The sequence below is a fragment of the Micromonospora sp. M42 genome, from assembly GCF_000568915.1.
Classification (GTDB): Bacteria; Actinomycetota; Actinomycetes; order Mycobacteriales; family Micromonosporaceae; genus Micromonospora; species Micromonospora chalcea.
On record NZ_KK037233.1, the window covers coordinates 2,297,648 to 2,323,822 of the forward strand.

At 70.3% G+C, this 26,175-nt stretch carries 24 protein-coding genes; 18 read left to right on the forward strand and 6 right to left on the reverse strand.

The window, feature by feature from the left end; all coding sequences use genetic code 11:
• Nucleotides 1-153 precede the first annotated feature (153 nt).
• The 9 genes from MCBG_RS32415 (at nt 154) to MCBG_RS10420 (ending at nt 7,992) form a co-directional block, all read left to right on the forward strand.
• Nucleotides 154-324, forward strand: a complete 171-nt coding sequence (locus MCBG_RS32415; RefSeq protein WP_157539106.1) for a hypothetical protein — start codon at nt 154-156, stop codon at nt 322-324.
• A gap of 155 nt (nt 325-479) precedes the next feature.
• Nucleotides 480-1,634, forward strand: a complete 1,155-nt coding sequence (locus MCBG_RS10385; protein WP_124778785.1) for a nitroreductase family protein — start codon at nt 480-482, stop codon at nt 1,632-1,634.
• A complete protein-coding gene (locus tag MCBG_RS10390) occupies nt 1,634-2,563 on the forward strand; it encodes a nitroreductase family protein (RefSeq protein WP_043325326.1) in 930 nt (309 codons plus the stop codon). Before MCBG_RS10385 ends, MCBG_RS10390 begins: the two co-directional genes overlap by 1 nt.
• A 10-nt stretch (nt 2,564-2,573) precedes the next feature.
• Complete coding sequence (locus MCBG_RS10395; RefSeq protein ID WP_043325328.1) at nt 2,574-3,752, forward strand: YcaO-like family protein; 1,179 nt, start codon at nt 2,574-2,576, stop codon at nt 3,750-3,752.
• A complete protein-coding gene (locus MCBG_RS10400; RefSeq protein WP_124778786.1) occupies nt 3,733-4,563 on the forward strand; it encodes a hypothetical protein in 831 nt (276 codons plus the stop codon). The genes MCBG_RS10395 and MCBG_RS10400 overlap by 20 nt, the downstream gene beginning before the upstream one ends.
• Before the next feature lie 37 nt (nt 4,564-4,600).
• Nucleotides 4,601-5,485, forward strand: coding sequence for a hypothetical protein (locus MCBG_RS10405; protein WP_140946252.1), 885 nt, complete (start codon nt 4,601-4,603; stop codon nt 5,483-5,485).
• On the forward strand, nt 5,482-7,053 hold the full coding sequence (locus MCBG_RS10410; protein WP_043325333.1) for a class I adenylate-forming enzyme family protein: 1,572 nt from the start codon (nt 5,482-5,484) through the stop codon (nt 7,051-7,053). Before MCBG_RS10405 ends, MCBG_RS10410 begins: the two co-directional genes overlap by 4 nt.
• Nucleotides 7,054-7,063: 10 nt before the next feature.
• Nucleotides 7,064-7,333 (forward strand): phosphopantetheine-binding protein, encoded by a 270-nt coding sequence (locus MCBG_RS10415; protein WP_069087898.1) that lies wholly within the window; start codon nt 7,064-7,066, stop codon nt 7,331-7,333.
• A 110-nt stretch (nt 7,334-7,443) separates the two neighbouring features.
• Nucleotides 7,444-7,992, forward strand: coding sequence for a flavin reductase family protein (locus tag MCBG_RS10420; RefSeq protein WP_051611124.1), 549 nt, complete (start codon nt 7,444-7,446; stop codon nt 7,990-7,992).
• Between the two features lie 90 nt (nt 7,993-8,082).
• Here MCBG_RS10420 and ileS read toward each other — a convergent pair whose 3' ends face one another.
• A complete protein-coding gene (ileS, locus tag MCBG_RS10425; RefSeq protein WP_043325338.1) occupies nt 8,083-11,202 on the reverse strand; it encodes an isoleucine--tRNA ligase in 3,120 nt (1,039 codons plus the stop codon).
• Nucleotides 11,203-11,647: 445 nt separating this feature from the next.
• On the opposite strand from ileS, the gene MCBG_RS32985 reads away from it, so the two are divergent.
• The 6 genes from MCBG_RS32985 (at nt 11,648) to MCBG_RS32420 (ending at nt 16,609) form a co-directional block, all read left to right on the forward strand.
• Entirely contained in the window at nt 11,648-12,628 is a 981-nt protein-coding gene (locus tag MCBG_RS32985; RefSeq protein ID WP_124778788.1) for a hypothetical protein, read from the forward strand.
• On the forward strand, nt 12,625-13,875 hold the full coding sequence (locus MCBG_RS10435; RefSeq protein WP_043325340.1) for an amidohydrolase family protein: 1,251 nt from the start codon (nt 12,625-12,627) through the stop codon (nt 13,873-13,875). Before MCBG_RS32985 ends, MCBG_RS10435 begins: the two co-directional genes overlap by 4 nt.
• A 77-nt stretch (nt 13,876-13,952) precedes the next feature.
• Complete coding sequence (locus MCBG_RS10440; protein WP_198033290.1) at nt 13,953-15,182, forward strand: nitroreductase family protein; 1,230 nt, start codon at nt 13,953-13,955, stop codon at nt 15,180-15,182.
• A gap of 180 nt (nt 15,183-15,362) precedes the next feature.
• Nucleotides 15,363-15,572 carry a hypothetical protein gene (locus MCBG_RS10445; protein WP_043325343.1) on the forward strand — a complete coding sequence of 70 codons (210 nt, stop codon included), beginning with the start codon at nt 15,363-15,365 and terminating at the stop codon, nt 15,570-15,572.
• A gap of 66 nt (nt 15,573-15,638) precedes the next feature.
• A complete protein-coding gene (locus MCBG_RS10450) occupies nt 15,639-16,418 on the forward strand; it encodes an aminoglycoside adenylyltransferase domain-containing protein (protein WP_043325344.1) in 780 nt (259 codons plus the stop codon).
• A gap of 14 nt (nt 16,419-16,432) precedes the next feature.
• Nucleotides 16,433-16,609 carry a hypothetical protein gene (locus MCBG_RS32420; protein ID WP_157560777.1) on the forward strand — a complete coding sequence of 59 codons (177 nt, stop codon included), beginning with the start codon at nt 16,433-16,435 and terminating at the stop codon, nt 16,607-16,609.
• A 29-nt stretch (nt 16,610-16,638) separates the two neighbouring features.
• Here the strand turns inward: MCBG_RS32420 and MCBG_RS10455 are convergent, their stop codons facing one another.
• From MCBG_RS10455 to MCBG_RS10470, 4 genes are all read right to left on the reverse strand, one after another.
• Entirely contained in the window at nt 16,639-18,570 is a 1,932-nt protein-coding gene (locus MCBG_RS10455; protein ID WP_223201171.1) for an ABC transporter permease, read from the reverse strand.
• Nucleotides 18,571-19,105: 535 nt separating this feature from the next.
• On the reverse strand, nt 19,106-19,855 hold the full coding sequence (locus tag MCBG_RS10460) for an ABC transporter ATP-binding protein (protein ID WP_043325346.1): 750 nt from the start codon (nt 19,853-19,855) through the stop codon (nt 19,106-19,108).
• Nucleotides 19,856-19,984: 129 nt separating this feature from the next.
• Nucleotides 19,985-20,668 (reverse strand): ABC transporter ATP-binding protein, encoded by a 684-nt coding sequence (locus MCBG_RS10465; RefSeq protein ID WP_043325347.1) that lies wholly within the window; start codon nt 20,666-20,668, stop codon nt 19,985-19,987.
• Nucleotides 20,665-21,756, reverse strand: a complete 1,092-nt coding sequence (locus MCBG_RS10470) for an ABC transporter permease (protein WP_043325348.1) — start codon at nt 21,754-21,756, stop codon at nt 20,665-20,667. The genes MCBG_RS10465 and MCBG_RS10470 overlap by 4 nt, the downstream gene beginning before the upstream one ends.
• A gap of 171 nt (nt 21,757-21,927) precedes the next feature.
• Between MCBG_RS10470 and MCBG_RS10475 the strand changes: the two genes are divergently transcribed.
• The 3 genes from MCBG_RS10475 to MCBG_RS10485 all read left to right on the forward strand — a co-directional run bounded on the left by MCBG_RS10475 (nt 21,928) and on the right by MCBG_RS10485 (nt 25,021).
• Nucleotides 21,928-23,142 carry a sensor histidine kinase gene (locus tag MCBG_RS10475; RefSeq protein WP_043325349.1) on the forward strand — a complete coding sequence of 405 codons (1,215 nt, stop codon included), beginning with the start codon at nt 21,928-21,930 and terminating at the stop codon, nt 23,140-23,142.
• Nucleotides 23,139-23,777 (forward strand): response regulator, encoded by a 639-nt coding sequence (locus MCBG_RS10480; protein ID WP_043325350.1) that lies wholly within the window; start codon nt 23,139-23,141, stop codon nt 23,775-23,777. The genes MCBG_RS10475 and MCBG_RS10480 overlap by 4 nt, the downstream gene beginning before the upstream one ends.
• Before the next feature lie 140 nt (nt 23,778-23,917).
• Nucleotides 23,918-25,021: an FUSC family protein gene (locus tag MCBG_RS10485; RefSeq protein WP_043325352.1), complete on the forward strand. Its 1,104-nt coding sequence runs from the start codon at nt 23,918-23,920 to the stop codon at nt 25,019-25,021.
• Nucleotides 25,022-25,041: 20 nt separating this feature from the next.
• Here MCBG_RS10485 and MCBG_RS10490 read toward each other — a convergent pair whose 3' ends face one another.
• Nucleotides 25,042-26,115 carry an XdhC family protein gene (locus MCBG_RS10490; RefSeq protein WP_043325354.1) on the reverse strand — a complete coding sequence of 358 codons (1,074 nt, stop codon included), beginning with the start codon at nt 26,113-26,115 and terminating at the stop codon, nt 25,042-25,044.
• Nucleotides 26,116-26,175: the final 60 nt, after the last annotated feature.

Here is a 26,175-nt window from a genome sequence, read left to right on the forward strand (position 1 = left end):
GCACTTCTTCGGCCACCGCCCGGCGCCGGGCGGTGGCCGGACGCTCGCTCGTCGCGTCGACGTCGAGGCGCAAATATGTCCGGAAGAGCCAGGACTCCGCCCGCCGCAGCTGCACTCATTGACATAGCTAAATAGCCCTGTAATGCTTTTTGCATGATGACAACCACCGCGCAGGAAATGTCCGCGCAAAACGCAGAGGTCTCCCTCAACGAGACCGCCGAGGAATCGTCCATCGACAACATCGAGGGTCTCTTCGAGGAGGTCGACCTCTTCTCGACGGCCCTCATCCAGGGCGGCTGCACCGGCGGCTTCACGTCCCTGTGATCCAACTGTCGCGTGCTAACCGGCCGTCTTTCGGCCGGTTAGCACGCGCTTTCCTGTCATCGGGCAGCCGTATCCGGGAACGCCGACAGGATGTCAATCATTCAGGTTGTCCAGAAAGTCAACCGGTCGGAGCGTACAAGAGATAGGACCCTGCTTTGGAGACGCTAGCTGAGGCTGCCGCAGAAAACGGCACCGACGCCCGTTCCGCAACGTATCGCGCGCACCCTCTTGTGCGCATCGAGCCGGCGGCCAGTGACCTGTGGCTCATCAGCCGAGACGACAGGTTGAACGGACACAAGGTTCCCGCGTCGGCTGCGGGTCTGCTCGTTGCCGCCTTCGCTCCGGGAACCATCTATTCCCTGTCGGAGCCGATCATGGCGGCGATCGGCTCCGTGCGCAGGGCCGAGCTGATCGCCGAGTGGCTGGTCGCCCACGAGTACCTGGTGCGCGATGACGACGCCGAGGCGATCAAGACGCGGCGGTGGCTGGAGTCGTGGGCCGAGAATGGATGGCGGGCCGCCTCCCGCTATCACGCGCGTACTTACGGATACCCCTTCGAGTTCTACGAGGCTGACGGCAACTCCGCGGAGGACGTACGCCGGATGGTCGCGTACAACGCGCAGCAACCCGACGTCGATCGGGCCCGGCCCCGGCTGCACGACCAGGAGAAGGTGTACGCACTGCCGGACCCCGCCCCGGAGTTGTTCCCCGCGACCGCTTCGGCGGCGACGAACCTTGCGGTAGCGGCGCAGCCGCTGGACTACGACCGCCTTGCGTCGCTGCTCTCCCTGCTGACCCGACCGATTCGTCAGGCCAGGATGCCGTTCGCGGAATCGGCCAACCTGCTGCGGAAGACGAGCCCTTCCGGCGGTAGTCGTCATCCGACGGAGTTCTCCGTCGTCACGCATGCCGTCGACGGGATCGACGACGGTGTCTACCAAGTCGCGACCGTCGACGGTGCGCTGGACCGCATGGATCACCTCGACGCCTCGTCACGCGACCTGGCGGACCTGTCGGGTATCGCCGACGACAACCGCCCCTACGCACTCATATTCTTCAACTCCTATTTCGCCCGGAACCGCTACCGCTACCGGGAACCAAGGACCTTCCGGACGGTGCACATGGATGTGGGCCACCTCATGGGTACTGCCGAGTACCTGAGCCGCGCGAACGGTTGGGCGGTCCGGCATGCCCAGCACCTCGACGGTAAAAAGGTCGCGGACGCGCTCGGCACCGACCACCGCGTCGAGGCGACAATCGCAGCGACTCTCGTACACGCAGCCGATCAGCCTGCAGAAAGCCGGGATTGATGTCCACGACATGGTCGCCACTCCTCGTCATCCGACCCGACCGTGACGCCGCCGTTCTCGAAGACTCCCAGTCGGCGCAGTCGGTCCGCTTCGACGCCGCCGAACTCGCCCGGAAACTCGTGTCGGACGCCCCCGAGGTCGGGGCACGCGAACTGTCTCCGTCCGACGACCTCGATTCGATCTCGACCGATTGGGTCACGAACGGGTGGCGTCCGAGCCTCGACTACTTCAACTGGTCCGAGCAGATCTCGGAGAGCAGGCGGGAGGCCCGGTATCCGGCCCGCGGCAGTCAGGCTCAGCCGACGCGTCCAGCGACGTCGACGCCGCAGTGGAACTGGGCAGAAGAAGGCACTACGGCCGGCACCGGCGGGTTCAGCGTCGGTGAACTGCTGGTACGACGACGCACGGCCCGCCAATTCGAGCCGGAGCCCTTGTCGCGGGAGACCGTCGCCGCCATCTTCCGCTGCTTCTCCGCGCTCATGGCACCCTTCGAGCCGTCCGGCTCGCTGGCAGGCGTGCGTATGGGCGCCGTCGTGTACGCGATCAACGGCGTCGATTCGGGCATCTGGGCTCTCGACCTCGCCGGCGAGCGAGCCGATCAGCTGACCTCCGGCAGCTTCCGCCAGGAGATGGCCGATCTGATGTGCGGCATGCAGGCACCCATGACGGCAAGTGCCACGATCGTGCTGATCGTCGACTTCCCCCGCCGCCAGGAAATGTTCCCCTACGAGAGGGCCTTGCGCGAACTGTACGTCGAGGTAGGTCGAGTCGCGCAGAAATTCATCATCGCGGCGGAGTCGTACGACTGCGGCGCGCTGATCACCCCGGCGACAAATGACAACGTGCTGGCGGAGTTGCTCGGGCTCTCGGATGACGAGGCACCGGTCTACACCATCACCTTCGGTCGGAAGACCAGCAGGAAAGGCTGACCCACAAAAAATGGCACTCACCGCTGCGGTCGTCCGCGATGATTGGAAATGCGTCCGATTCACGAGCCCTTTCGACGGGCTCTTCGGCTCTGTCGTCGAGGCGGACGACGACGTGCTCGGCGTCGCGTGGGATCTTGACCCCGCACGGGCGGACGAGAGAGCACTGGGTGAGGCTGTCGAGCGCGCCGCGCTGCACGAGCCAGCCCTCGCACCTGTGCGTGCGTCCGCGAACGAGCTCGGCTCGAAGGCCATCCGTCTCGACGACCGGGCGACCTTCAGCCCGGAACAGTGCTCGCAAGAGCCGCTGCTCCGCCCGTTCGCATGGAACGCGCACTCCCAGAACACCTGGGTGACGATGCAGTCTCCGGACGGCGAGGTGTTCGTACCCGCCGACGTCGAGCGGATGCGGGTCCACGACTCGGATCCGACCCGCGTCAAACCGATGACCTCGATCGGCGCCGCGTGCGGGGTCGACTGGGACACGGCCCTCACCCGCGCGCTCACTGAGGTCGTGGAACGGCACGCCGTTGCGGCGGCCGTCTACTCCGGGCGCCGCGCGGCCCGAGTCCGTCCCGGCGACGACCGGTACTCCGTTCACGACATCGCGGAAATTCTCGGCGGTGCGGCTGACGTGGTCGTCGGGCTGCTGCCCGGCAGCCATTTCGGATTGCAGGTCGCGCTGGCCGCCATCGTCGGCACCCGCGACGGACTGCCGGAGGTGGCCTTCGGGTCGGCCGCCCATGCGGACGCGGCGGATGCGATCCGCTCAGCGGCGATCGAAGCGGTGCACATCTTTCACCTCGGCTGGCGTCTGCACCGCCGGGGAGACCCCGAGGAGCGGCCGGTGGGCATCAACACCCGGGCGCTGTGGTGGGCGAGGCACGGGCGCGCCCACCTGGGCGACTACTTCGTCGACCAGGTGGCCGAAGCCCAGGGCACGACCTCGGGCGGACGTACCTGGACCGAGATCGGCGATGCCATCTCCGCAGAGGGGTTCCGCTGGGCGTACAGCGACATCACCCCGGCATGGGCCGCCGGCGCCGTGGTCGCTCGCGCGGTGGTCCCTGCCCTGCTCCATCTCCAGATCAATCCGTTCCCGCTGCTTTACGCTCCGCGCTTCCCTTCCGAGGTAGAGGCGTTCCTCCGTCGCTCGGGTGGCGGGGTGAACAATGACCATCCGTTTGTCTAGTCCAGGAACTCCGGCGGAACCGGTGCCCCCGGTCGTCGAGGAGCGCCAGATCGCCGACGCGCCGTTCACCCGCGGCGGGGTGCCTGGCGCGTCGCGGCATGGCGGAGGCCCGCCGGTGCTGCCGACCGATCAGGCCGTCGTCGTCTTCGAGTCGGGTGGGTGGCGGTCATATCCCACGTCCGGCAGTGATCGGGCACCGTGGCAGCAGCACGGATGGGGCGCCGCCTTCGACCTCGTCAGCGACGCGATGAGGAACGGCTCGTCGCCGCGCACGCTGTCGATGCCCGAGGCGCTTCCCGACCCGTCGAACATGGGAGCGGTGGTCGAGCACTACCCGCCCGTCGTGAGCGGGGCACGTCTGTCGCCCGCAGAACTCTTCGGCGCGGTGGGTCGGTGCCGCCGGCGGTATGCGGCGAAGGGGGTCGGGTTCCACGTCGCGGTTGTCGACGCCGGCGAACTGGGTCCCGGGTGGTACAGCCCGGACGGGACCCTGCTGATCCCGAGAAGCCGGCACGACCTCGGCGAGGAGTTGTCCTCCCTTCTTCCGGTCGCGTACGGCCGGGCGGAGTTCGACGTCGGCGCATCGGTCGTCGTATCAGTGTCCGTCGACGCCGAGCGGGACGCTGCCGACGAGTACATGGAGCAACTCTGGATCGGAGGACTCGCGATAGGCGAGCTCGAAGGGTACGGCTCGGACCTGGGATGGGCGACGCGCGGCAACTATGCGGTGCTCGCCGGATTCCATGACGTCGTCGGGCTGGACTCCGGCAGACAGTTGGCTGTCGGTGCTGTCTGCTGGGCAGGGCTGTGACATGGGAGCCGCGTACACGTGGGCTGCGGGAACGACCATGGAGAACGAGGGCTCCGACACCATCCGGATCAGCGCACCGGCGCTGGGCCGGTCGTGGCGCCTGGGCGCGGGCCGCGTCGAGCGGCTTCTGCACCAGGTCGTCGCCGAGGAGTTCGATGACCCGGCCGTACAGCAGTTGATCCGCCTCGGTCTCCTGGTCGAACGCGAAGGTGCCGACGGCACGTCGTGGGGGCCGGTGCGCCGCTACCACGCCTGGAGCGGAATCGATCATTTTCGCGACGGAGCGGATTCGACTGGTGGCCTCCGGGCATCGGCGCTGCGGCTGTTCTCGCAAGACGACCTCGATGCCCTGCGCGAGCCGGCGGTCCCCGAGGGTCGCCGGGAGCGGATTCCCGAACCGTGGGCGGCGGTGGTCTGGACCGCTCTCACCCGGGTGCGCGCCAATCGCCGGCGGTTGCGCGAGGCGGTGCACCCGGCCGAGCTGCTCTACAGCTACGGAGCGGCCCACGGGCTACTGATCGTGTCGCGCGTGGACGGTCGCGTCCTGGTCACTGTGGCCGACCCCGCCTCGTACGGTTCAGGAGTCCGCCTGGCGTCCATGGACGCCGCGGCGGATCCGCGACTTGACGTCCTGGCTCCCCTCGCCATCGGGGTCTTCGGCGATCTCGCCGCCTACCGGAGACGCTATCGCCACGAAAAGGCGTTCCGCGGCTTCCTCGTCGACGGCGGACGGCTGAGCGCGGAAGTCGCTCGCGCTCTTCGCGCGAAGGGCGTCAGCTCGACCACCCGCACGGGCTTCACCGACCCCGCTCTTCTGTCAGCGCTCGGCCTCCAGCCGTTCGTCCATCACCTCGCGGCTGCCTACGTCGCGGACGAGGTGGGCGTCGACCACCGATACGTCGCGACCCGGGTGGCACCGTGACGACGAGAGGGGCAGGCGGCGCGACGGACCGTTGCACGGGGACGTTCGGGCTGCTCGAGCGCGTAGCCGGGGAGGTTCCCGACCGCCTCGCGCTGGTCGAACCGTTCGTGCGTGGTCTCACCTTCGCGGAGTGGTTGCACGACTCGGTGGCGCTGGCCGCGCGCCTTTCCGAGGCAGGGATCACCAGTGGCATGCGTGTCGGTCTGCTGTTCGACCGCAGGCACTGGATCGATCTGTGCGTCGCCTACTTCGCGGTGCAACGGCTGGGCGCGGTCACTGTCACCGTCTCGGCGGGAGCTCCGGCGTCCGTCCGCGACTTCATCACCCAGGACGCCGGCATCTCCGCATGGATCGCTGCGGACCCGTCGCCGGTGGGGAACGGCCCGGGCGGCGATCCGTATCAGGTTCTTCCGGTCGAGCCTCCGCGCTGTGGGGACCGGGTTCCCCCGCCGGCGACGACCCGCCCCGAGCAGACGGCCGACATTCTCTACACGTCCGGCACGACCGGCCTGCCCAAGGCGGTCGTGACGCCGCACGCGCTCTTCACGGAGGTCTACGCCCGCCCGCCGTCCGCTCACGGCGGCATCGGCCCACCGATCCTGCACGCCTTCCCGATCGGTACGGCGGCCGCGCTCATGATGTTGTACGCCCCGTTCCAGGGCATCGACGGGCCCGGGCTCACGCATCCCATCACCAGGGCGGTCGCGGCGCTGCCGGAGTTCAACACCAATGACGTGTGCAAGGCGGTCGCCGACTGTCAGGTCACCCTGTTGTTCCTGACGCCTGCCATGCTGGCACATCTCACGACGCTCACCTCGTCGCAACGTGAGATGCTCGCGTCTCTGGAGGTAATCCACTGCGGTTCGGCGCCGCTGAATCCGGCTCATGTGAAACGAATCCGCCGGATGCTGCCGTCCGTTCGGGTGGTCAACGCGTACGGAACCACCGAGGCTTGGCCCGCGATGGTGGAGATGCCGTCAGCGGGCGCGGATCCCGATGTCGTCGGGAGACCGGCACGAGGCACCCGGATCCGCATCAGGAGCCTGGAGACGGGGCTCGTCGTCGGCCCGGGCGTCCACGGCCGCGTGGAGATGTCCTGTCCGCGGTTCCGCGGACGCCGCTCCTACCTGCACGACTCAGTGCCCTCGAAAACCTTCCTTCCGGACGGCTGGACGGCGACCGGAGACATCGGTCATCTCGACGAGGAGGGCAACCTGCATCTGAGCGACCGCGTCTCTGACGTCCTCAACGTCGGCGGGGAGAAGCTCTCGGCACGCCCGGTCGAGATCGCCCTCCTCTCGCACCCGATGGTCGAGGTCGCGGCCGTGCTCGGACTCCCGCATCCCCGGCTGGGTGAGTACGTCGCCGCGGTCGTGGTGCTCCGGCCGGGCCGGACGAGCCTGGACGACATTCGCGTGCACCTGCTCGAGCGTCTGCCACCGAAGCAGATACCGCGCCGCGTGTTCGCTGTCGGATCGATGCCCGTGACCGAGAACGGCAAGATCCTGAAGAACGATTTAAAGAATTCGATTGCGCGCGGCGAGGGCACGCTTTCGGAGCTTCGCTGAGGAGAGCGACGTGGATTCGTCTGAGGTACTCGAAACAGTTAGCGGATTCTGGCGGGAACTGCTGGAGACGGATGCGGTGGACGTCGACCACGATTTCATCGCGGCGGGTGGAGACTCCCTCCTCGCAGTGGAGCTGTTGGCGCGGCTGGAAGGAACCTTCCCCGACGCCGGCTTCGACGACCCCGCGAACGTCGGCTGGCTGACGATACGAGCGACCGCCGAGCAGATAGTGGCGAGGAGTTCCACCCGGTCGGCGATCGATGCCGGCTCCGGCGACTGAGCCGAGGCCGGTGCGCGCATGCCGCCGACCACTCACCTGACGGGGAAGGGAGCGCTGTGGATGATGCGCGACGTGCTGACGGCCCCGGTGGCTGACGGAAGAGGTGAACGGTGACAGCCGCGAAGCAGAAGCCCGTGTCCCGCGACCGCTGCGGCGGTGACCGTCACGTCGACATGCGGGCGGTGATGGGTGCGTTCGCCACGGGCGTCACGGTGGTGACGTCCGGGCGGGAACTCCCGCACGGCATGACCGCCAACGCGTTCACGTCGGTCTCGCTCGACCCGGCGATGGTGTTGGTGTGCGTGAAGCAGTCCGCCGCAATGCACAGCACAATTCTGGCGAACGGGATGTTCGCGGTGTCGATCCTCGCCGCAGGACAGGAAGAACTGGCGCGCTACTTCGCCAGTCCCAGCCGGCCGCGCGACGAGCGGGAGTTCCGTACCGTCGATTTCCGGCCCGGCGAGCACACCGGCTCCCCCATCATCGAGGGCAACCTCGGCTGGGTGGAGTGCGAGCTCGCCGCCGTGTACGAGGGCGGCGACCACTCCATATTCCTCGGCTCGGTGCTGGACATCGGCCACGGCGACCGCACCGACGCACTGGTGTTCCACACCGGGCGGTTCAGTGTTCTGGCCACGGACGTCCACGGGGTTCGCTGACCCGCCGCTCGGCCCACCGCCGGCCGATACGAAGGGCCGGGGCCACGACGCACGGCCGAACGGGCGGCGTGCTCGTGGCCCCGGCGCTCCTCATGCCTTACGCAGCCAGAACGTCAGGCCGAGCGTCTCGTCGGTGAAGGACGTCGCGTCTGCCCACGTCGGCCGCCCGAGGGTGAAGTCCGTCGCAAGCACCTCGTCGGCCACCAGCTTCTGATGCTCCGTCAACGCCGTCAGGGTGTCAGCGGTCGCCTCGTAGCGGAGTTCGATGCGATCGGCGACCTCCAGGCCGGTGGCCTTGCGGGCCTCCTGGATCTGGCGGATCACGTCCCGCGCGATCCCGGCGAGGCGGAGTTCCGGCGTGATGTCCAGATCCAGCGCCACCGTCGCACCTGCGTCGTTGGCGACCGCCCATCCGGCACGTGGAGTCTCGGTGATGACGACCTCGTCCACCGTGACGACCACCGCCTCACCGTCCACGTCGACGGTCGCCTCACCTCTCGTACGGAGGGCGTTGGCGAGGGCGGTCGGCTCGGCCGCCATAATCGCCGCGGCGACGCCTTGGACCGCCTTGCCGAACCTCTTGCCCAGGGGGCGGAAGTTCGCCTTCACCGTCGTGTCCACGAGTGAACCGCTGGTGGCCGTGATGGGTGCCACCGAGACGACATTGAGCTCCGACGCGATCTCGGCGAGGAGTTCCGCCGGCAGGTCGGCGAAACCTGCCGCGGACACGACCGCGCGGGACAGCGGCTGGCGCGTCCTGATGCCGGAGTCGGCGCGGGCGGAGCGGCCGAGTTCGACGAGCCGACGCACGAGAAGCATCTGCGCCGACAGTTCCGGGTCGATCAGGGACAGGTCGCCGGTGGGGTATGCGGCGAGGTGCACGGACTCCGCCGCACCGGGCGTGACCGGAACCACCAGGTCCTGCCACACCCGCTCGGTCACAAACGGTGTGATCGGCGCGAGGAGGAGCGTCAGGGTGGACAACGTCTCGTGGAGCGTGGCCAGGGCGGCCGGGTCGCCGTGCCAGAAACGCCGGCGGCTGCGGCGAACGTACCAGTTGGAAAGATCGTCGATGAACGTGGACAGCAGCCGGCCGGCCTCGTGGGTGTCGAAGCGCTCCATCGCGGCGTCCACGTCGCGTACCAGGCTGTTGAGCTCCGACAACAGCCATCGGTCCAGCAGCGGGCGGCTACGGGGCGCGGGATCTGCCGCCGACGGCGACCAGCCGGCGGCACGGCCGTACAGCGCCCCGAAGGACACGGTGTTCCAGTAGGTCAGAAGAGTCTTGCGGACGACCTCCTGAAGCGTGTTGTGCCCGACGCGCCGGGCCGACCACGGGGAACCGACAGCGGCCATGAACCAGCGCACCGCGTCGGCACCGTGCTCGTCCATCAGCGGGATGGGTTCGAGGATGTTCCCCAGGTGTTTCGACATCTTGCGGCCGTCCTCGGCGAGGATGTGGCCCAGGCAGACGACCGTTTCGTAGGCCGACTTGTCGAAGATGAGGGTGCCCACCGCCATGAGGGTGTAGAACCATCCCCTGGTCTGGTCGATCGCCTCCGAGATGAAGTTCGCCGGGTACCGCTTCTCGAAGAGTTCGACGTTCTTGTGCGGATACCCGAATTGCGCGAAAGGCATCGAGCCCGAGTCGTACCACGCGTCGATGACTTCGGGCACCCGGCGCGCGGTGGCGCCGCATCGGCAGTCGAAGGTGACGTCATCGATATAGGGACGGTGGGGATCCAGCTCGGACAGGTCGGTCCCGGCCAGCTCGCTCAGCTCGGCCAGCGAGCCGACGCAGGTCAGGTGGTTGTCCGGGCAGCGCCAGATAGGCAACGGCGTGCCCCAGTACCGACTGCGGGACAACGCCCAGTCGACGTTGTTGTTCAGCCAGTCCCCGTAGCGGCCGTACTTGATGTTCTGCGGCTGCCAGGTCGTCGCCTCGTTCTCGCGCAGCAGCGCTTCCCGGATGGCCGTGGTGCGGATGTACCAGGACGGCTGCGCGTAGTACAACAGCGCCGTGTGACAACGCCAGCAGTGCGGGTAGCTGTGCTCGTACGCCTCCTCGCGGAAGAGCAGTCCCCGCTCGGCGAGATCCGCCACCAGGACCGCGTCGGCACTCTTGAAGAACGTGCCGCCGACGAGCGCGAGGTCGGACTGGAACGTGCCGTCCGGACGGACGGGGTTGACCATCGGAAGACCATACGCACGGCACGCGGCGAGGTCGTCAGCGCCGAATGCCGGCGCCTGGTGCACCAGGCCGGTGCCGTCCTCGGTCGTCACGTACGTCCCGAGGATGACGAAGTTCGCGTCCTCGACCTGGACCAGGTCGAATGGCCGCCGGTAGGTCCAGCGTTCCATGTCCTTGCCACTGAAGGAGTCGCCGACGACGGTCCATCCCTCACCGAGTGCGCTGCCCGCCAGCGCCTCCGCGACAACGAGCTGCTCCTGGCCGTCGGTCATTACGACGTAGGTGACGTCGGGATTGACCGCGACCGCGACGTTGGAGACCAGCGTCCATGGGGTCGTGGTCCACACGAGCAGGGAAGCCTGGCCCGCCAGGGGGCCCGAGGTGAGTGGGAACCGCACGAACACCGACGGGTCGGTGACCACCTCGTACCCCTGGGCGAGCTCGTGATCGGACAGCCCCGTCCCGCAACGAGGACACCAGGGCGCCACGCGGAAGTCCTCGACGAGCAGCCCTTTTTCGAAGATCTGCTTCAGCGACCACCACACCGACTCGATGTATTCCGGGTCCATCGTCCGGTAGGCGTCGTCCATATCGACCCAGTAGCCCATGCGTTCGGTCAGCCGGGCGAACTCGTCGGTATGCCGGGTCACCGACTCGCGGCACCGGGCGTTGAACTCCGCGATACCGAAGGCCTCGATGTCGCGCTTACCGGAAAAGCCGAGTTCGCGCTCGACAGCCAGTTCCACCGGAAGTCCGTGGCAGTCCCAGCCGGCCTTCCGCGCGACATGGAAGCCCTTCATCGTCTTGTACCGGGGAAAGACGTCCTTGAACACTCTGGCTTCGATGTGGTGCGCCCCTGGCATACCGTTCGCCGTTGGGGGACCCTCGTAGAAGACCCATTCCGGCCGCCCCTGCGATCTTTCCAGGCTGAGGGCGAAGACCTTACGATCACTCCAGAATTTGAGGATGCCGTGATCGATATCGGGAAAGCTCGCCTGCGCGGGCACAGCGCGGTACATGGATCCTCCAACGAAGCGGTTACCGAACTTCGGTGGAGGGACGAGGCCCGGGCCCCGCGGTACCACCCTCCTTGGCCACAGCGCGCGGCCCTCTCGTTAAGTTGTGGTCGGGTCTACTCGGCGTGACGCCTTTCTTCCGACGGCTCCAGGGTGATCTTCCCGCTGCGCACACCCCCGGGCTTCCACCATCCCCGGGTCTCTGCTGGCTGCGTGCAGTGGTACTCGTCCCTATCGACGCCTTTCCGGGCCAGTGTAGCCCATCGCGCCGTTCGGCCGATGGCGGCGGCAAGGAGGATGACGGACGCGAAAGTGGGTGGTGAACGTGCCTCACAGGCACGGCGCGCATCAACTGCCGACAGGTCGCACACCCTCGTGAACAAGCCACCCGAACGCTACGATCGGCGTCAATCTCAGCAATCAGTCGACGACGTCGAGGTGACCGCCCTTGTTCACGCCAGCTCAGCTAGGTCTGGACGATCCCGCTCGCTACGTCGAGGCAGAGGAACGGTTTTCCCGGACCGCTTCGGAATGCGCCGCTTCCGCGAATGCCGCCGGAGAGGGGCGAGCACTGCTCAACACGGCGTGGGCGGTGGAGAAGCAGGGCAGAGGGGCGGAGGCAATCAAGCTGGCGGAGACAGCGAGACATCTTCTCCGTGATTCGGAGGCCCTGTCGGCTCTCGCCGAATGTTGCCACTCCATCGGCGTATGGCGGTTTCACCACTTCGACGACGATCCGCCCGTGAACGACTTCCGCGAGGCGATCCAGGTGCGCCTCGGCACCGGAGATCTGATGGCTGCCGCCCAGTCGTGGCACAACATGGGATACGTCCAGTTGGCATCCGGTGACGTCGCGGGCGCCTGGTCCTCGTACGAGCACGCGACAGATCTCCTCCGTCAGGTTCGCGACGGCGGCGACACCGAACTCGCCTCGAAGGCGTTCCGCCAGTTCGGTTTCATCCTGTCGCACCAGGCGTTCGCTGCCGCACGTCACGACTCGGCCCGCGCCGCCCTTCAAGCGACAGGACGATACTTCGACCACGTCCGGCTTACCGGCGCCCACCGTGAGCCGGTCTACGCCTACCTCGCGCCGGGAATCGCCCTAGCCGCTTCCCGCGAGGTGCCCGAGGACGAGGCGAACGCGCTCGAGGCGCTGGTGGGCATCGCTCCAGACCCGGAGTCATGGCTGCTCGCTGCCGTCCGTCAGGCGACCGACGCCATGACGTCGCCTGTGGATACGGGCACCGGCCGGCACGCCTACCTGGGCGCCCGGATCCTCGCGCTGGCAGAGCTGGCGCGCTGGCACCACATGGCCGGGCGCGGCCGGGAGGCGGACGAACTGGTGGACTTGGCCGTGAATCTGTCGCGCGCGCGGGGATGGCACGGAGAGGCAGTGCGCGCTGCCCGCGTCTCCGAAGGATCGTCGTGACGGCCACGCCGACCGCGGATTTCACCATTGCCGGCTGCACCGTCATCGATCCGGATTCCGGCACCACCACCCTCGGCTCATTGTCGATCATCTCCGGTTCAGTCAGCACACGCACCACCGCAGATGCCGACCTCCCACACCTCGACGGCACCGGTTTGTTCGCCGTTCCCGGGCTCATCGACATGCACGTCCACGCGACCAGCGATCCTCATGGCCGGACCGCGTCGAGCTGGTCGGACATCTCGGCCACCACCATGACGCTGACGGCTGTCGCGAATCTGGCGACCGCGCTGCGCAGTGGGATCACGACGGTCCGCGACCTGGGTGCTCCGCGTGACCTCGGGTACTCCATCCGCAACGCCTGGGCCCGGGACTTGTTCGTCGGGGCCAGGCCGTTCGTCGCCGGTCCGGTCATCACCGCAGTCGGCGGGCACGGAAGCTGGCTCGGTGTCGAATCCGAAGGAGCCGGATCCATCGGCGCGCTCGTGCGTCGAAACGCCGCCGACGGCGCGGATGTGATCAAGCTGGTGATGCGCAGCGCGGCGCGCCGGATGGAACTCCGGCCGGAGGAACTGAGGGAGGCGGTCGCCGAGGCCCGTTGGCTGGACATCCCCGTAGCCGTACACGCGAACTTCTCGGAACGTTCGATCGACGCGGCCGTGGAAGCCGGCTGCGACACCTTGGAGCACGGCTTCGCGATATCGGAGGCCGCTGCCGGTGCGATGTCGAAACAAGGCACCGCCCTCTGCTCCACCGCTGTAGCGCTCCAATCGATAGTGAGGCGTCCGCAGCTCTGGATCCGGCAGGGAGGCAAAAGTCTGGTGGAGATGGCCGTCAGTCAACTCCCGGAGGCACGACGCAGCTTCGAGCGAGCTCTGGCGGCCGGCGTCACCCTCATCGCGGGGACGGACGCCGGAGCCGCCGGTGTGGGTTTCGACTCCCTGCCGTCCGAGCTGGAGGCCATGGTTGACTGGGGCGCCTCCCCGCACGAAGCGCTCGCGGCGGCGACGTGCAGGGCAGCCGAGGCCCTCCGTCGTCCGGATCTGGGCTCCCTGAGCGACGGCACGGTGGCAGACGTCGTTCTGCTCCGCGCGAATCCGCTCGTCGACATATCCGCGTGCAGAGAGGTCGAAGCCGTGATCCAGGCCGGGCGTCTCGTTCGCCTGGACACACTGTCGCGGCTACACGGAATGGCGGTGTCCTCCGCTCCGGGCACAGTCCTTCCGCCCATCGGGTCGACCTCATGAGGCGCTGGGCCCCGGCAGCGGGGTGGAGCATCGAACCGGACGCCGACGGCCTCGCGTTGACCCACAGCGGCCGCCGGATGACCGTCCGCATGCCGCCCGAGGTCGGCAGGGAGATCGTCGCGGCCGTCGGCGGGCTGTCGTCCGCCCGGGAGCTCACCTCGCGAGGTGGCGAGGAGCTGGCCAAACTCGACGCCCGCGGCGTCCTCGGCGTAGAAGTCGTCCATGAACAGCACGTACTCGCGCGACATGAACCGGGCGCCCGCCGGGTCCGCCACTCCCCGCCGTCGCCGTACGTGCGGCCGGTTCGCGCCCTTCCGTCGGCCCACATGCGCTTCGGTCCCGACGGACCGGAACTGGCCGGCGGGAACTCGGCAGATCGCGTCGTCCTGACCTCGACATGGGCCGTCGAGTTCGCCGCACGTCTGATCGCACGGGCGGATGTCGAGGTCGACTCTGCCCCGGAGAGTGAACTGCTCGACCTGCTGAGCCGGGCCGGCCTGTTGGTCACCGGGCGGAACCAGCATTCGGAGGAGTGGGAGTTTCACGATTCACTCTTCCACGGGGCGACGCGCCTGGACACGAGCTTCGGGCTGTACGGTGCCAAGATCGGAACAACTCACTGGGAGATCGACAACCCGGTCAGGCGCCCGATGACAGCGGAGCGCATCGCTCTCGGCCACGACGACCGCTCACAGGAGGGCATGACGCTCCAGGAGGCGATTTCCGCCAGGTCATCGCTGCGCGACCATGGCGGTCCGCCCATCGGGAGCGCGGAGATCAGCGCCGTCCTCGATGCGTCACTTCGGATTCGCCGCTTGGAGCGTACCGTCGCGAGCGAGCGAGCGTGGCGTTCGATGCCGACCGGCGGGGCGCTGTCGGGGCTGTCCGCCGTCGTCATCGCGGCTTCGGCCCATGACCTGGAACGCGGGGCATATGAATACGACGCCGTGAGCCACGAACTCGCGCCGGCGTCAGGACCCGCGCCGGCGATCGACCGGTGGCTGGGCCTCGCCCATCGATTGACGGGCATCCCGCACACGTCGATTCAGGCGATGGTGCTGTTCGTGCTCGACTACGCCCGCCCCGCCCGTTCCTACGACTCCATAGTCTATGCGACCGCGTTGAAAGAGGTAGGTGCCGCGCTCCAGGCCATGGCCCTGGTGAGCGCCGATCGAGGGCTGTCCTTCTGCCCGATGGGTGGCGGCTTCGCGACGACCGCGGGACTGGGAGAGGGCATCCGAACCGGCGCCGTCATCGGTGAGGCAGTGCTGGGACGGCCAAAAGGGACCGAACGAGCCGGCGAATGACGCCCCGGGAAGACCAGGCGTTCATTCGCCGGGCCGGGAGTCGGTCATCGGCGGAACGGCCCGGCTTCCCTGCGCGACGTCATCGATCACGACACGTGAGCCTGCCGTCCTGCGGCGAACGCAGCAGCCCTCCGACCGTCACCACGGCGGAGGTGGCGCGTACGCCGTAGCGTCGACGGCATGAGAACGATGCTGGTGTCGCTCGCGGTGATCGTGGTGGTGGTGCTCGCGCTCGTCGTCTTCGTCGCCCGCCGCGACCGGACGAGGCGCCCGTCGGACGAGGATCCGGCCGCGGTTCGCCAGGCCGGCGCCGACCAGCACCGGCACGACGCGCAGCGGCAGATCGCGTCGGGCCTCGCCGAGCGGCACCGCAACCCGCCGAGCACGTAGGCACGACCGGCGGTGCGGGCCGGTTTATCGGTGGCCCCGCGGCGACCCACCGTGCAGGATCACCCGGTGGTCCCACCCGACACGGTTCTCTCCGACCTCCGCGAGGCGTGGCGCCGCACGCTGACGGACGACCTTCTCGGCCTGTACCTGCACGGGTCGCTCGTGGCAGGCGACTTCGACATGAACCGCAGCGACCTCGACCTGCTCGCGGTGCTCGCGAGTGACCCGGACGAGAAGCTCCTCGGCGTCCTCGCCGAACTGCACGCGGACCTCGACCGGCGGCACCCGCTGTGGGCCGGCCGGATCGAGGTGGAATACGTGTCACTGGACGCGGTACGCCTCGTTCCCGGCCGGGACCACGTGATCGCCCGGATCAGTCCCGGGGAGTCGTTGCACCTGCTGCCCGCCACCACCCACCGCGTCGTGACCTGGGCCGCCGTGCACGACTACGGCCGTACGCTGCTGGGACCGCCGGCCGGCGAGCTGCTGCCCGCCGTCGAACCCGGCCTCGTGCGCGCCGCCCTGCGGGACCACGTGCGCGACTGGCCGGACTGGGTGCTCGACATGACCCCACCCGGAGCCCAGTCGTACGCGGTACTCACGCTCTGCCGCGCCTACCAGCGCCTGTGCGACGGGCGGCAACTGTCCAAGCGGCAGGCCGCCCAGCAGACCGCCGGCGACCTGCCGCGATGGGCGGACCTGATCGTCTGGGCGCGCGACTGGTGGTACGACTCCGGCCACGACAGCGATCCCGGCCAGTTCGACGAGGTCCGGGCGTTCGTGCACGAGGTCAGCGCCACCGTCCTGGCCGAGGAACGCAAGGCGGAAGCAGCCTCCCCACGATGACGGCGAGTTCGGCGATGGCTGTCTTGCTGCCGGGCATGACCGAGGCGTCGTGGGCCGTCGAACGGGCCTTCACCGAGATCCGCTTGAACTACGACCTCTTCGTACCGGACGCCGACGACTGGGTGCTGGTCTGGGGCAGCCGGCTGCTGTTCGACCCGTACGACGCGGACACCTGCAGTTCGACGCCCTGACGATCAGGCTGCCGCACGTCCCGATGGACCTACTCCTTCAGGCCGATGTTGTCGATCGGCGGAGCGCCGAGCAGCCGCCGGACGGGCCACACCGTGCTCACCAGCGCCAGCAGTGCCGTACCGCCGAGCACCGCCGCCCACCCGAGCGGCGGCACGTACGGGATCGGGCTGCCGGTCAGTCCGTTGACGATCGCGGCCAACGTCAGCACCGCGATCGTCGCGCCGATCAGCACCGCGGTGCCGAGCAACCCGGCCTGTTCGGCCCGGACCATCCCGCGGATCTGACGGCGGGTGACCCCGACGAGTTGCAGCAACGCCAGCTCGCGGCGGCGGGCCAGCGCCGCCATCACCATCGTGGTGGCCGCCGCCAGCGCCGCGTACCCGACCATCACGCCGATCAGCAGCCGGTTCAGCCAGGCGCCGAGCGCCAGATCGGTGCTGAGCAGGCGCGTACGGGTGGCGGCGTCGAGAATCTCGGCGCCGGGCCGCGCCGCCGCCCACGTGGCCAACGCGGTGCCGGCGTCCGGGCCGCCGCGGACCAGCACCTCGTCGACGGTGTTCGCCGCGGTGTGCCCGGCGACCGTCTCGGCGGCCACTGTGACGTCGCCGAAGCCGAGGCCACGGTCGTAGATCGCGATCACGTCCAACGTGACCGGGGCGCCGTCGCCCAGCCAGAGTTCCGCCTTGTCGCCGACGTCCCAGCCGGACGAGGACGCCTGCATCGTGGACAGTGCGACGGTACCGGCGCGCAGCTCGGCCAGGGCGCCCTTGCGCACGGTGAGGTCCATCGTCGACGTGAGGCCCTCCGGGTCGACCGCTTGCGCGCCGACCGGCTCGATGCCGCCGAGCGCCCGCACCACGACCTGGGTGCGGCGTACCCCGGTGGCAGCCTGCACCCCGGCCAGCTCGCGGATCTCCCGGGCCGCGTCGGCCGGCAGTCCGCCCGGAGCGGTGAGCACCCGCTCGGCGAGCGTTCCGGCGCTGCTCTGCGTGGCGGTCTGCCGTTCCAGGTTGTCCTGCAGGAACCAGACCGAGCCGCCGAACCCGACGGACAGCACGAGGGCCGTCAGGACGGTGGCCATGCCCTGCGCGTTGGCCCGCAGGTTGGCTGCGGCCAGGTAGCCGCCGGCCCGCCAGATGCGCGGCAGCACCGGGGTGAGCAGGCGTGCCGCGTAGGCGTTGATCATCGGTGCGAGCAGCGCCACCGCGATGACGAACAGGTAGAGCATGCCGACCGCACCGGCCAGCGCCCCGGCCGACCCGGCGCCGCCGAGCGTGAACGCCCCGGCGCTGCCGGCCGCCATCAGCGTCAGCACGCCGGCGATCATCCGTGCCGGGCCGCTGCGCCGGGGCTCGACGGCGATCTCGCCGAGCGCCTCGATCGGCTTGATGGCGGTGACCCGGCGCGCGGCGATCAGCGCGGCGACCACCGCCACCAGGACGGCCGTACCGATGGCGGCCGGCACCGCGAACAGACCGCCCGCCATCGGGAAGCCGGCCGGCACGAACCCGCGCCCGACCAGTTCGCCGTGCACCCAGCGGGCCGCCAGCAGGCCGACCGGGCCGCCGATCGCGGAGCCGGCCAGGGCGAGCAGCGCGGCCTCGGCGACAAGCATGCGGCGCACCTGCCCCGGCGTGGCGGCGACCGCGCGCAGCAACGCCAGGTCACGTCGACGGTGCCGGACGGACAGCCCGATGGTGCCGGCCACCACGAACACGATCAACAGGACGACGTACCCGCCGAAGGCCGCCCCGGCCCCGACCAGCAGGCTCTGGGCGGCCAGGTTCTCCGACTGCTCGGCTTTCCCGCGGTCCTTTCCGGCGTACGTCGTGGCGCCGGCCGCCGACGCGATCTCGCGCACCGCGCCGAGGTCGGCGCCGGGCGCCATCCGTACGCCGATCGCGTCCACCCGGCCCGGGTGGGCGGACAGGCGCGCGGCCTGCGCGTCGGTGAAGAACACCGCCGCCGTATCGGTCTCGGCGGTTCCGCTCCCCGGTACGACCGGTTGATTCCGCCGACGACCAGCTCGATGGGGTCGCCGGGCGACACCCCGAGCCGGGTGTCGGCCACCACCTCGTCGTCGGTCCGGGGCGCGGCGCCCGCGGCGAGGCGACGACCGGTGAAGACGTACGTGTCCCAGCCGTGTCCCACGGCTGCGGGTGAGCCGATCGGCACCCGGTCGTCGCCGGTGACGGCCACGACGCCCGGCACCCGGCGGATCCGGTCCACCAGGTCGGCGTCCACGGTGCCGCCCTCGGGCAGCGCCACGGTGCTCGTGGTGGTGTCACCGTCGAACTCCCGGAACGTGTGGCTGATCGTGCGGTTGGCGACGACCACGTCGGCACTCGCCCAGAGCCGCGGCTCCGGGCGGAACCGCAGCCCCGATTCGACGAGCGTGCCCATCGCCACCAGGATCAGCACGCCGACGATCAGGGCCAGCAGGGTCGCGGCGGCGGGGCCGGTGCGGTGCCGCAGCAGGCGGGCGGCGAGGCCGGTCATCGGAGGACCCGCCGGTCCAGCGACGCCAGGTGCTCGGCGATCCGGACGGCGCCGAGCTGCGGGAGGTCGGCGACCATCGCGCCGTCGGCCAGTACGAGGACCCGGTCCGCGTACGACGCGGCGATCGGATCGTGGGTCACCATCACCACCGTCTGCCCGTGTTCGTCCACGACCGCGCGCAACAGCGTCAGCACCTCCGTCGCGGTCCGCGAGTCGAGGGCGCCGGTGGGCTCGTCCGAGAAGATGACCTCGGGGCGGGTGGCCAGCGCCCGGGCGATCGCCACCCGCTGCTGCTGGCCGCCGGAGAGCGCCGCCGGCCGGTGGTGCAGCCGGTCGGCGAGGCCGACCCGCTCGACCACGTGGGTCAGCCAGGCCCGGTCCGGACGGACGCCGGCCAGACGCAGGGGCAGCACGATGTTCTCCTCGACGGTGAGCGCGCCGATCAGGTTGAACGCCTGGAAGACGAACCCGATCCGGGTACGCCGCAGCTCGGTCAGGCGCGTCTCGGACAGCCCGGACAGGTCGGTGCCGCCGACGACCACCCGGCCGTTCGTGGGGCGGTCGAGCCCGGCCGCGATCTGCAGCAGCGTGCTCTTGCCGGAGCCCGACGGTCCCATCACCGCGGTGAAGGTTCCCCGGCCGAAGCTGACGTCGACGCCCGCGAGCGCGGTCACCTGGTTGCGGCCGGCGCCGTACACGCGGGTGAGTTGTTCGACGCGTACCGCCGGTTCGACGGTCTGTCCCATTCTGGTGGCCTCTCTCCGTGTGCTCGGCAGGAACTGCGCGCACCAGAAACGCTATTGAGCTGGGGGAACGGCGACCATCCAGCGGGCTGCCCAGTCCGGGTACAGCAGGCACCACCTCCGACCCGTATCTCAGCGGGCCGGTGCCGGAAGGTGGAGGCGGCCGTCGTGGACTTCGGCGATCTGGTCGACGGTGGTGAGGTTCGTGCGGTCGTGGGTGACCAGGACGGTGGCGGTGGTCTGCTGGTGGGTGAGGCGGGTGATCAGCTCGATGACGGCGGCGCCGCGTTCGTGGTCGAGGGCGCTGGTGGGTTCGTCGACGAGCAGGACTGTGGGGTCGTTCATCAGGGCGCGGGCGATGTTGACGCGCTGGCGCTGGCCGCCGGAGAGCTGGTGCGGCCGGCGGTCGGCCTGACCGGCGAGGCCGACCGCGTCGAGGATTTCCACGGCGCGGGTACGGGCTCCGGCCGGTGGACGGCCGTCGATCTGGGCCATCACCTGGAGCTGCTCGGCGGCGGTGAGGGAGGGCAGCAGGTTGGGCTGCTGGAAGACGATGCCGATCTTGTGGCGGCGCAGGTCGGCGAGTTCGCCCCGCGTCATTCCGGTGGTGGGGGTGCCGTCGATGGTGACGGTGCCGGAGTCGGGGGTGATGAGGGTCGCGGCGACCGCGAGGAGGCTGGACTTGCCGGAGCCGGAGGGGCCGATCACGGCGGTCAGGCTGCCCTTGGGTACGTCCAGGGTGACGCGGTCGAGGGCGGTCAGGCGGCCCTCGCCGTCGGGGTAGGTGAGGGTGACGTCGGTCAGGTTCAGGCTCATCGGGCGCTCCCCAGGGCGGTCAGCGGGTCGACGGAGGTGATGCGGCGGATGGCCAGAGCGGCGCCGAGGGCGCCGAGGACGACGATCACGGCCGCGGGAAGGAGGACGGTCACCGGGGTGAGGAGGAACGGCACCGTGGACCCGGCGACGAGGGCGCCGAGCGCGGCGGCGATGCCGGTGCCGAGCAGGGTGCCGCCGGTGAGCAGGACGACGGCTTGTCCGAGGGCGTCCTTGAGGAGGTTGGCGGTGGGGGCGCCGAGTGCCTTGAGCACTGCGACGTCGCCGCTGCGCTGGATGGTCCAGACGGTGAAGAAGGCACCGATGACGAGGGCGGAGATGGCGAACAGGAAGCCGCGCATCAGCTGCAGGGAGCCGTTCTCGGAGGTGTAGGAGCCGATCGCGGACAGCGAGTCGGCCACGGAGACCGTCCTGGTGCCCGCCTGCCGGTCGGTGGCTCCCAGGTCGGCGTCCGCGGTGGTGGTGAGGGCGACGACGGTGGCCGTCTGGCTGCCGTCGCCGGTGCCGGTGGGAGGCGCGCTCTTCTGCCACACGTCCAGGCTGATCCACACCACGGGGGTGTGGCTGAAGGAGGCGTCGCCGCGTACGGCCGCCACTGTCAGTTGCTGCCCGGCCAGGGTGACGGAGTCGCCGGCCCGCACACCGAGGTCGGCGGCGGCCTTGGTGGACAGCACCGCCGAGCGGTCGTCGATCCGGCCGCTGTCGGGGGCCAGGCGGGAGCCGGGCCGGACGCCGAAGGCGGAGACCCCGACGCTCCGGTTTCCGGCGGTGGCCCTGGTCGTGGTGATGCCCAGCGGTTCGGCGCCGGTCACGCCGGGGGCCTCGGCCCACTGCTGCCACTGCCGCTCGGTGACAGTGGAGTTGGAGTAGGACACGTCCTGGCCGTCGCCGGGCGCCTGGAAGGCGATCCTGTCGGCGGGCAGGCCGGTGATGGCGGAAATGTTCTGCCGGCCCAGTCCGGCCGTCAGCCCGGACAGCAGCCCGACCAGCAGGGTGATCAGCACGATGACGGTCCCCATCAGGGCGAAGCGCCCCTTGGCGAACTTCAGGTCTCTCCAGGCGACGAACACGGCAGTGGCCTGTCCTTTCGGGCGGTGGAACGGTATGCATCCACGATCGCGGCCGGCGCCGGTGTGCGCGTCTGGCGTGGGACAGCACTTCGCGGGCCGAAAGGCGACGCCCGGGTTCTAACTTTCGATAGAGGCCCCCGGGGCGCCGGCGTCGGTAACGTGGGACGCACTGTGAGCACCGCTGCCCTGACCCCGACCACCCGAGCCCTGGCCTGGTGCCTGCACCTGCTGATCATCGGCCTGCTCGTCCTGGCCGCGGGCCGGGCGGTGGCCGACGACCGGCCGCACGCCGGATCGATCGTGGCGGTGGCGGTGGCGTGCGGTCTGGCGTACGCCGTCGGGCCGCTCCTCCCCCGCATCCGGCGCTCGCGGCGGGCCGCCGCGTGGTGGCTGGCCGCCGTCGGCGCCGTGTGGCTGGTGTTGCTGGGCCTGTCCCCCGACGCGATCTGGGTGGCGTTCCCGCTGTACTTCCTCCAGCTCCACCTGTTGCCGCGCCGCGCCGGCCTGGCCGCCGTGATCGTCACCGCCGTGGCGGCCGTCGCCGGGTTCGGCGCCCACACCGGCTCCTTCACCCCGGCCACGGTGATCGGTCCCGCGCTCGGCGCCGCCGTCGCCGTCGGGGTGGTGTGGGGATACCAGGCCCTGTACCGGGAGAGCGAACAGCGCCGGCAGCTGATCGAGGAACTCACCGCCACCCGGGCCGACCTGGCCCGGGCCGAGCACACCGCCGGCGTACTCGCCGAGCGCGAGCGTCTGGCCCGCGAGATCCACGACACCCTCGCCCAGGGCCTGTCCAGCATCCAGCTGCTGCTGCGCGCCGCCGAGCGCGCCCTGCCCGGCCGGCCCGACGCCGCCTCCGGTCACGTCGACGCGGCCCGTCAGGTCGCCGTGGACAACCTCGCCGAGGCCCGCCGCTTCGTCGCCGCGCTCACCCCGCCCACCCTGGAAGGCACCACCCTGGCCGGGGCCCTGGAACGCCTGTGCAGCACCACCAGCGCCCGCCACCGCCTCACCGCCCGCTTCCACCTCACCGGCGACCCCGTGTCGCTGCCGACCGCCCACGAGGTGGCGCTCCTGCGTATCGCCCAGTCCACAGTCGCGAACACGGTCCGCCACGCCCGGGCCACGACGGCCGAGGTCACCCTCAGCTATCTCGGCGACCGCATCGCCCTGCACGTCGTCGACGACGGGCGCGGCTTCGACCCGGAACAGCTGCCCGCTCCCGACGTCGACGGCGGCGGCTTCGGCCTGGCGGCCATGCGCGCCCGCATGGCCGCCCTCGGCGGCACCCTGGCCGTCGCGTCCGCGCCCGGCCGGGGCACCGCCCTGACCGCCGAGCTTCCCCTCGCCCCGACCACCAGGACCGAGCCCGAGGGCCGACCGTGACCGACGACGTTCCCATCCGCCTCCTCCTGGCCGACGACCACCCGGTCGTACGGGCCGGACTGCGCGCCGTGCTGGAAACCGAACCCGACCTGGTCGTCGTGGCCGAAGCCGCCACCGCCGAGGAGGCCGTCACCCGCGCCGCCGCGGGCGACATCGACGTCGTGCTGATGGACCTGCAGTTCGGCAAGGGCATGGGCGGCGCCGAGGCGACCGCCCGGATCACCGCCGGCCCGGAAGCGCCGCGCGTGCTGATCGTCACCACGTACGACTCCGACGCCGACACCCTGCCCGCCATCGAGGCGGGCGCCACCGGCTACCTCCTGAAGGACGCCCCGCCCGAGGACCTGGCCGCCGCTGTCCGCACCGCCGCCGCCGGACGCACCACGCTGGCGCCCACCGTCGCGAACCGGTTGATGAACCGCCTGCGTACGCCGGGCACCGCCCTGACCCGACGCGAGACCGAGGTCCTCGCCCTGGTCGCCGACGGTCTGTCGAACCACAGCATCGGCGCCCGCCTGCACCTGACCGAGGGCACCGTCAAGTCCCATCTGGCCCGCATCTACGCCAAGCTCGGCGTCGAGTCGCGTACCGCTGCCGTCGCCACCGCCACCGAACTCGGCCTCATCCGCCGCTGACCCCGGGCAGGTGCGGGTCGTCGGCCGCGCCGGCTGCCGGCGTCAGCGATTGAGCAGGTCACAGCCGGGGTAGTGGGCCTCCTCGCGGAAGATCAATCGGCGGCCGGGTCCCGGCCTGTCCGGCGAGAGGGGTACGACCGGTGCGGAGCTGGGTACGCGACGCCGTCGCGCGGTTACGCGGCGACGGGATGACAGTGGTCGAGCTGACCGCCGCCGCTGTGGTCGCGTGGATCGTGGCGGCGGTGGTGATCCGTCACCCGGATCCGTTCTTCGCGCCGACCGCCGCGCTCGTCGTGCTCGGCGAGTCCCGCGGGCGACGGCTGCGGCAGACCGTCGAGATCCTGCTCGCCGTGGCAGCCGCCGTGCTCGTCGCCGAACTGCTGGTGTACGCGCTGGGCCCGGGCACCGAGACGGTCCTGCTGGTGCTGCTGCTGACCACCACGACGCTCGTGGTGATCGGGGCCCGCCGTGCCCTGGTCGTGCAGGCCACCGTCTCGGCCATGTACCTGGTCGTGGTCTCCGCGCCGAACGGGACGCTGATGCCGTTCCGCTTCGTCGACGCGCTCATCGGCGGCGCCGTGGCGCTCGCCGCCAGCCAGCTGATGGCCGCCCGTGACCCGCTGGCACCACTGGTGGCCCAGGCCCGGCGCAGCTACACCGACCTGGCCGACCTGCTCGACCAGGTCAACGCGGCGCTGCGTGGCTGCGACGAGGACGCCGCCCGCGCCGCGCTGGACCGGGCGCGGCAGGTGGACGACTGCGTCGCCGAGATGCAGGCCGCCGTGCTCGCCACCGGCGAGACGCTGCGGCTGGGACTGCGCCGCCGGCACCTGGGCAAGCTCGTCGAGGTGGAGGCCACGCTGCGGCAGCTCGACTACGCCGCCCGCAACATCCGGGTGCTGGCCCGGGCCGGCGTGACCCTGACCCGCCGGCACACCGCCACGCCGCCGGAGCTGGCCGCCGCGATCGGCGCGCTGACCTCCGCCGTACGGTCGGCTGGTGAGGCCATGGCCCACGACCTCACCGGCGCCGACGCCGACCGGCACGCGCAGCGGGCCGACGCGGCGGCGCTGGAGGCGGTCCGGATCGCCGCGGGCCTGCTGCGGACCGATCCGCCGCTGCCGGTCACCATGATCGTTGGGCAGATCCGGGCGACCGCGATCGACCTGCTGCGCGGTGTCGGCCACGACGACGTGACGGTGCTGGACCGGGTGGACGAGGCGCTCGGCCTGAGCCGTGGGTGACACGTTCGCCGCTGGTCCGCTCAGTGGTGGTGGATCGGGGTGTCGAGGTCCGTCAGCCGCCGGCCGGACCCTCCGGCGGCCAGGGCGACGAACTCGGCGGCGATCGCCACGGCGGTCTCCTCCGGCGTCCGCGCCCCCAGGTCGAGTCCGATCGGTGAGGAGAGCCGGGCGAGGGCGGCCTCGTCCACGCCCGCCTCGCGCAGGCGGCGCAGCCGGTCGGTATGGGTGCGGCGGCTGCCCATCGCGCCGATGTAGCGGGCCCGGGTGCGCAGGGCGACCTCCAGCAGCGGGACGTCGAACTTCGGGTCGTGGGTGAGGACGCAGAGCACGGTGCGCTCGTCGACGGCTGTCGACTCCAGGTATCTGTGCGGCCACTGCACGACGAGGTCGTCGGCGTCGGGGAAGCGCTTGCGGGTGGCGAACACCGGCCGGGCGTCGCACACCGTGACGTGGTATCCGAGGAAGCGGCCGATCCGGGCCACCGCGACGGCGAAGTCGATCGCGCCGAACACGATCATCCGTGGTGGCGGCAGGTACGACTGGACGAACACGGACACCTCGTCGTGCCGTTGCTGCCCGCGCGTACCGAGTCGCACGGTTCCGGTGGTGCCGAGGGCCAGCATCCCCTCGGCCTGCTGCGTCACCGCGCGGTCCAGGTCGGCGTCGCCGAGGGTGCCGGCCACCCGGTCGGGCCAGACCACCATCTGGGCCATTCCGGCGGACGCCGTCGCCACCGGCGTACCCGTGCGGATCGCGGCGAGCACCGCGTCGGGCTCGGTCAGCACGACGTCCGGCTGCACCAGGACCTCGATGGTGCCGCCGCAGGTCAGGCCCACCTCGAAGGCGTCGTCGTCGCCGACGCCGTACGTCTCGGTGCGCACCTGTCCGGTCCGTATCGCCTCCCGGCACAGCTCGTACACAGCGCCCTCGACGCAACCTCCGGAGATGCTGCCGACGACCTCACCGTCGGCGCAGACCGCCATGGCCGCGCCCGGCGGTCTGGGCGCCGACTTCCAGGTCCGCACCACTGTCGCGACGGCGAACCGGACGCCGGCGGCGCGCCACGCGCTCAACCCGTCGACGATGTCTCGCATTGCCGCACGATCCGTGAGCAGCCGCGGCACCGTCAACGCCGACCTAAGGACTTGCTTAGG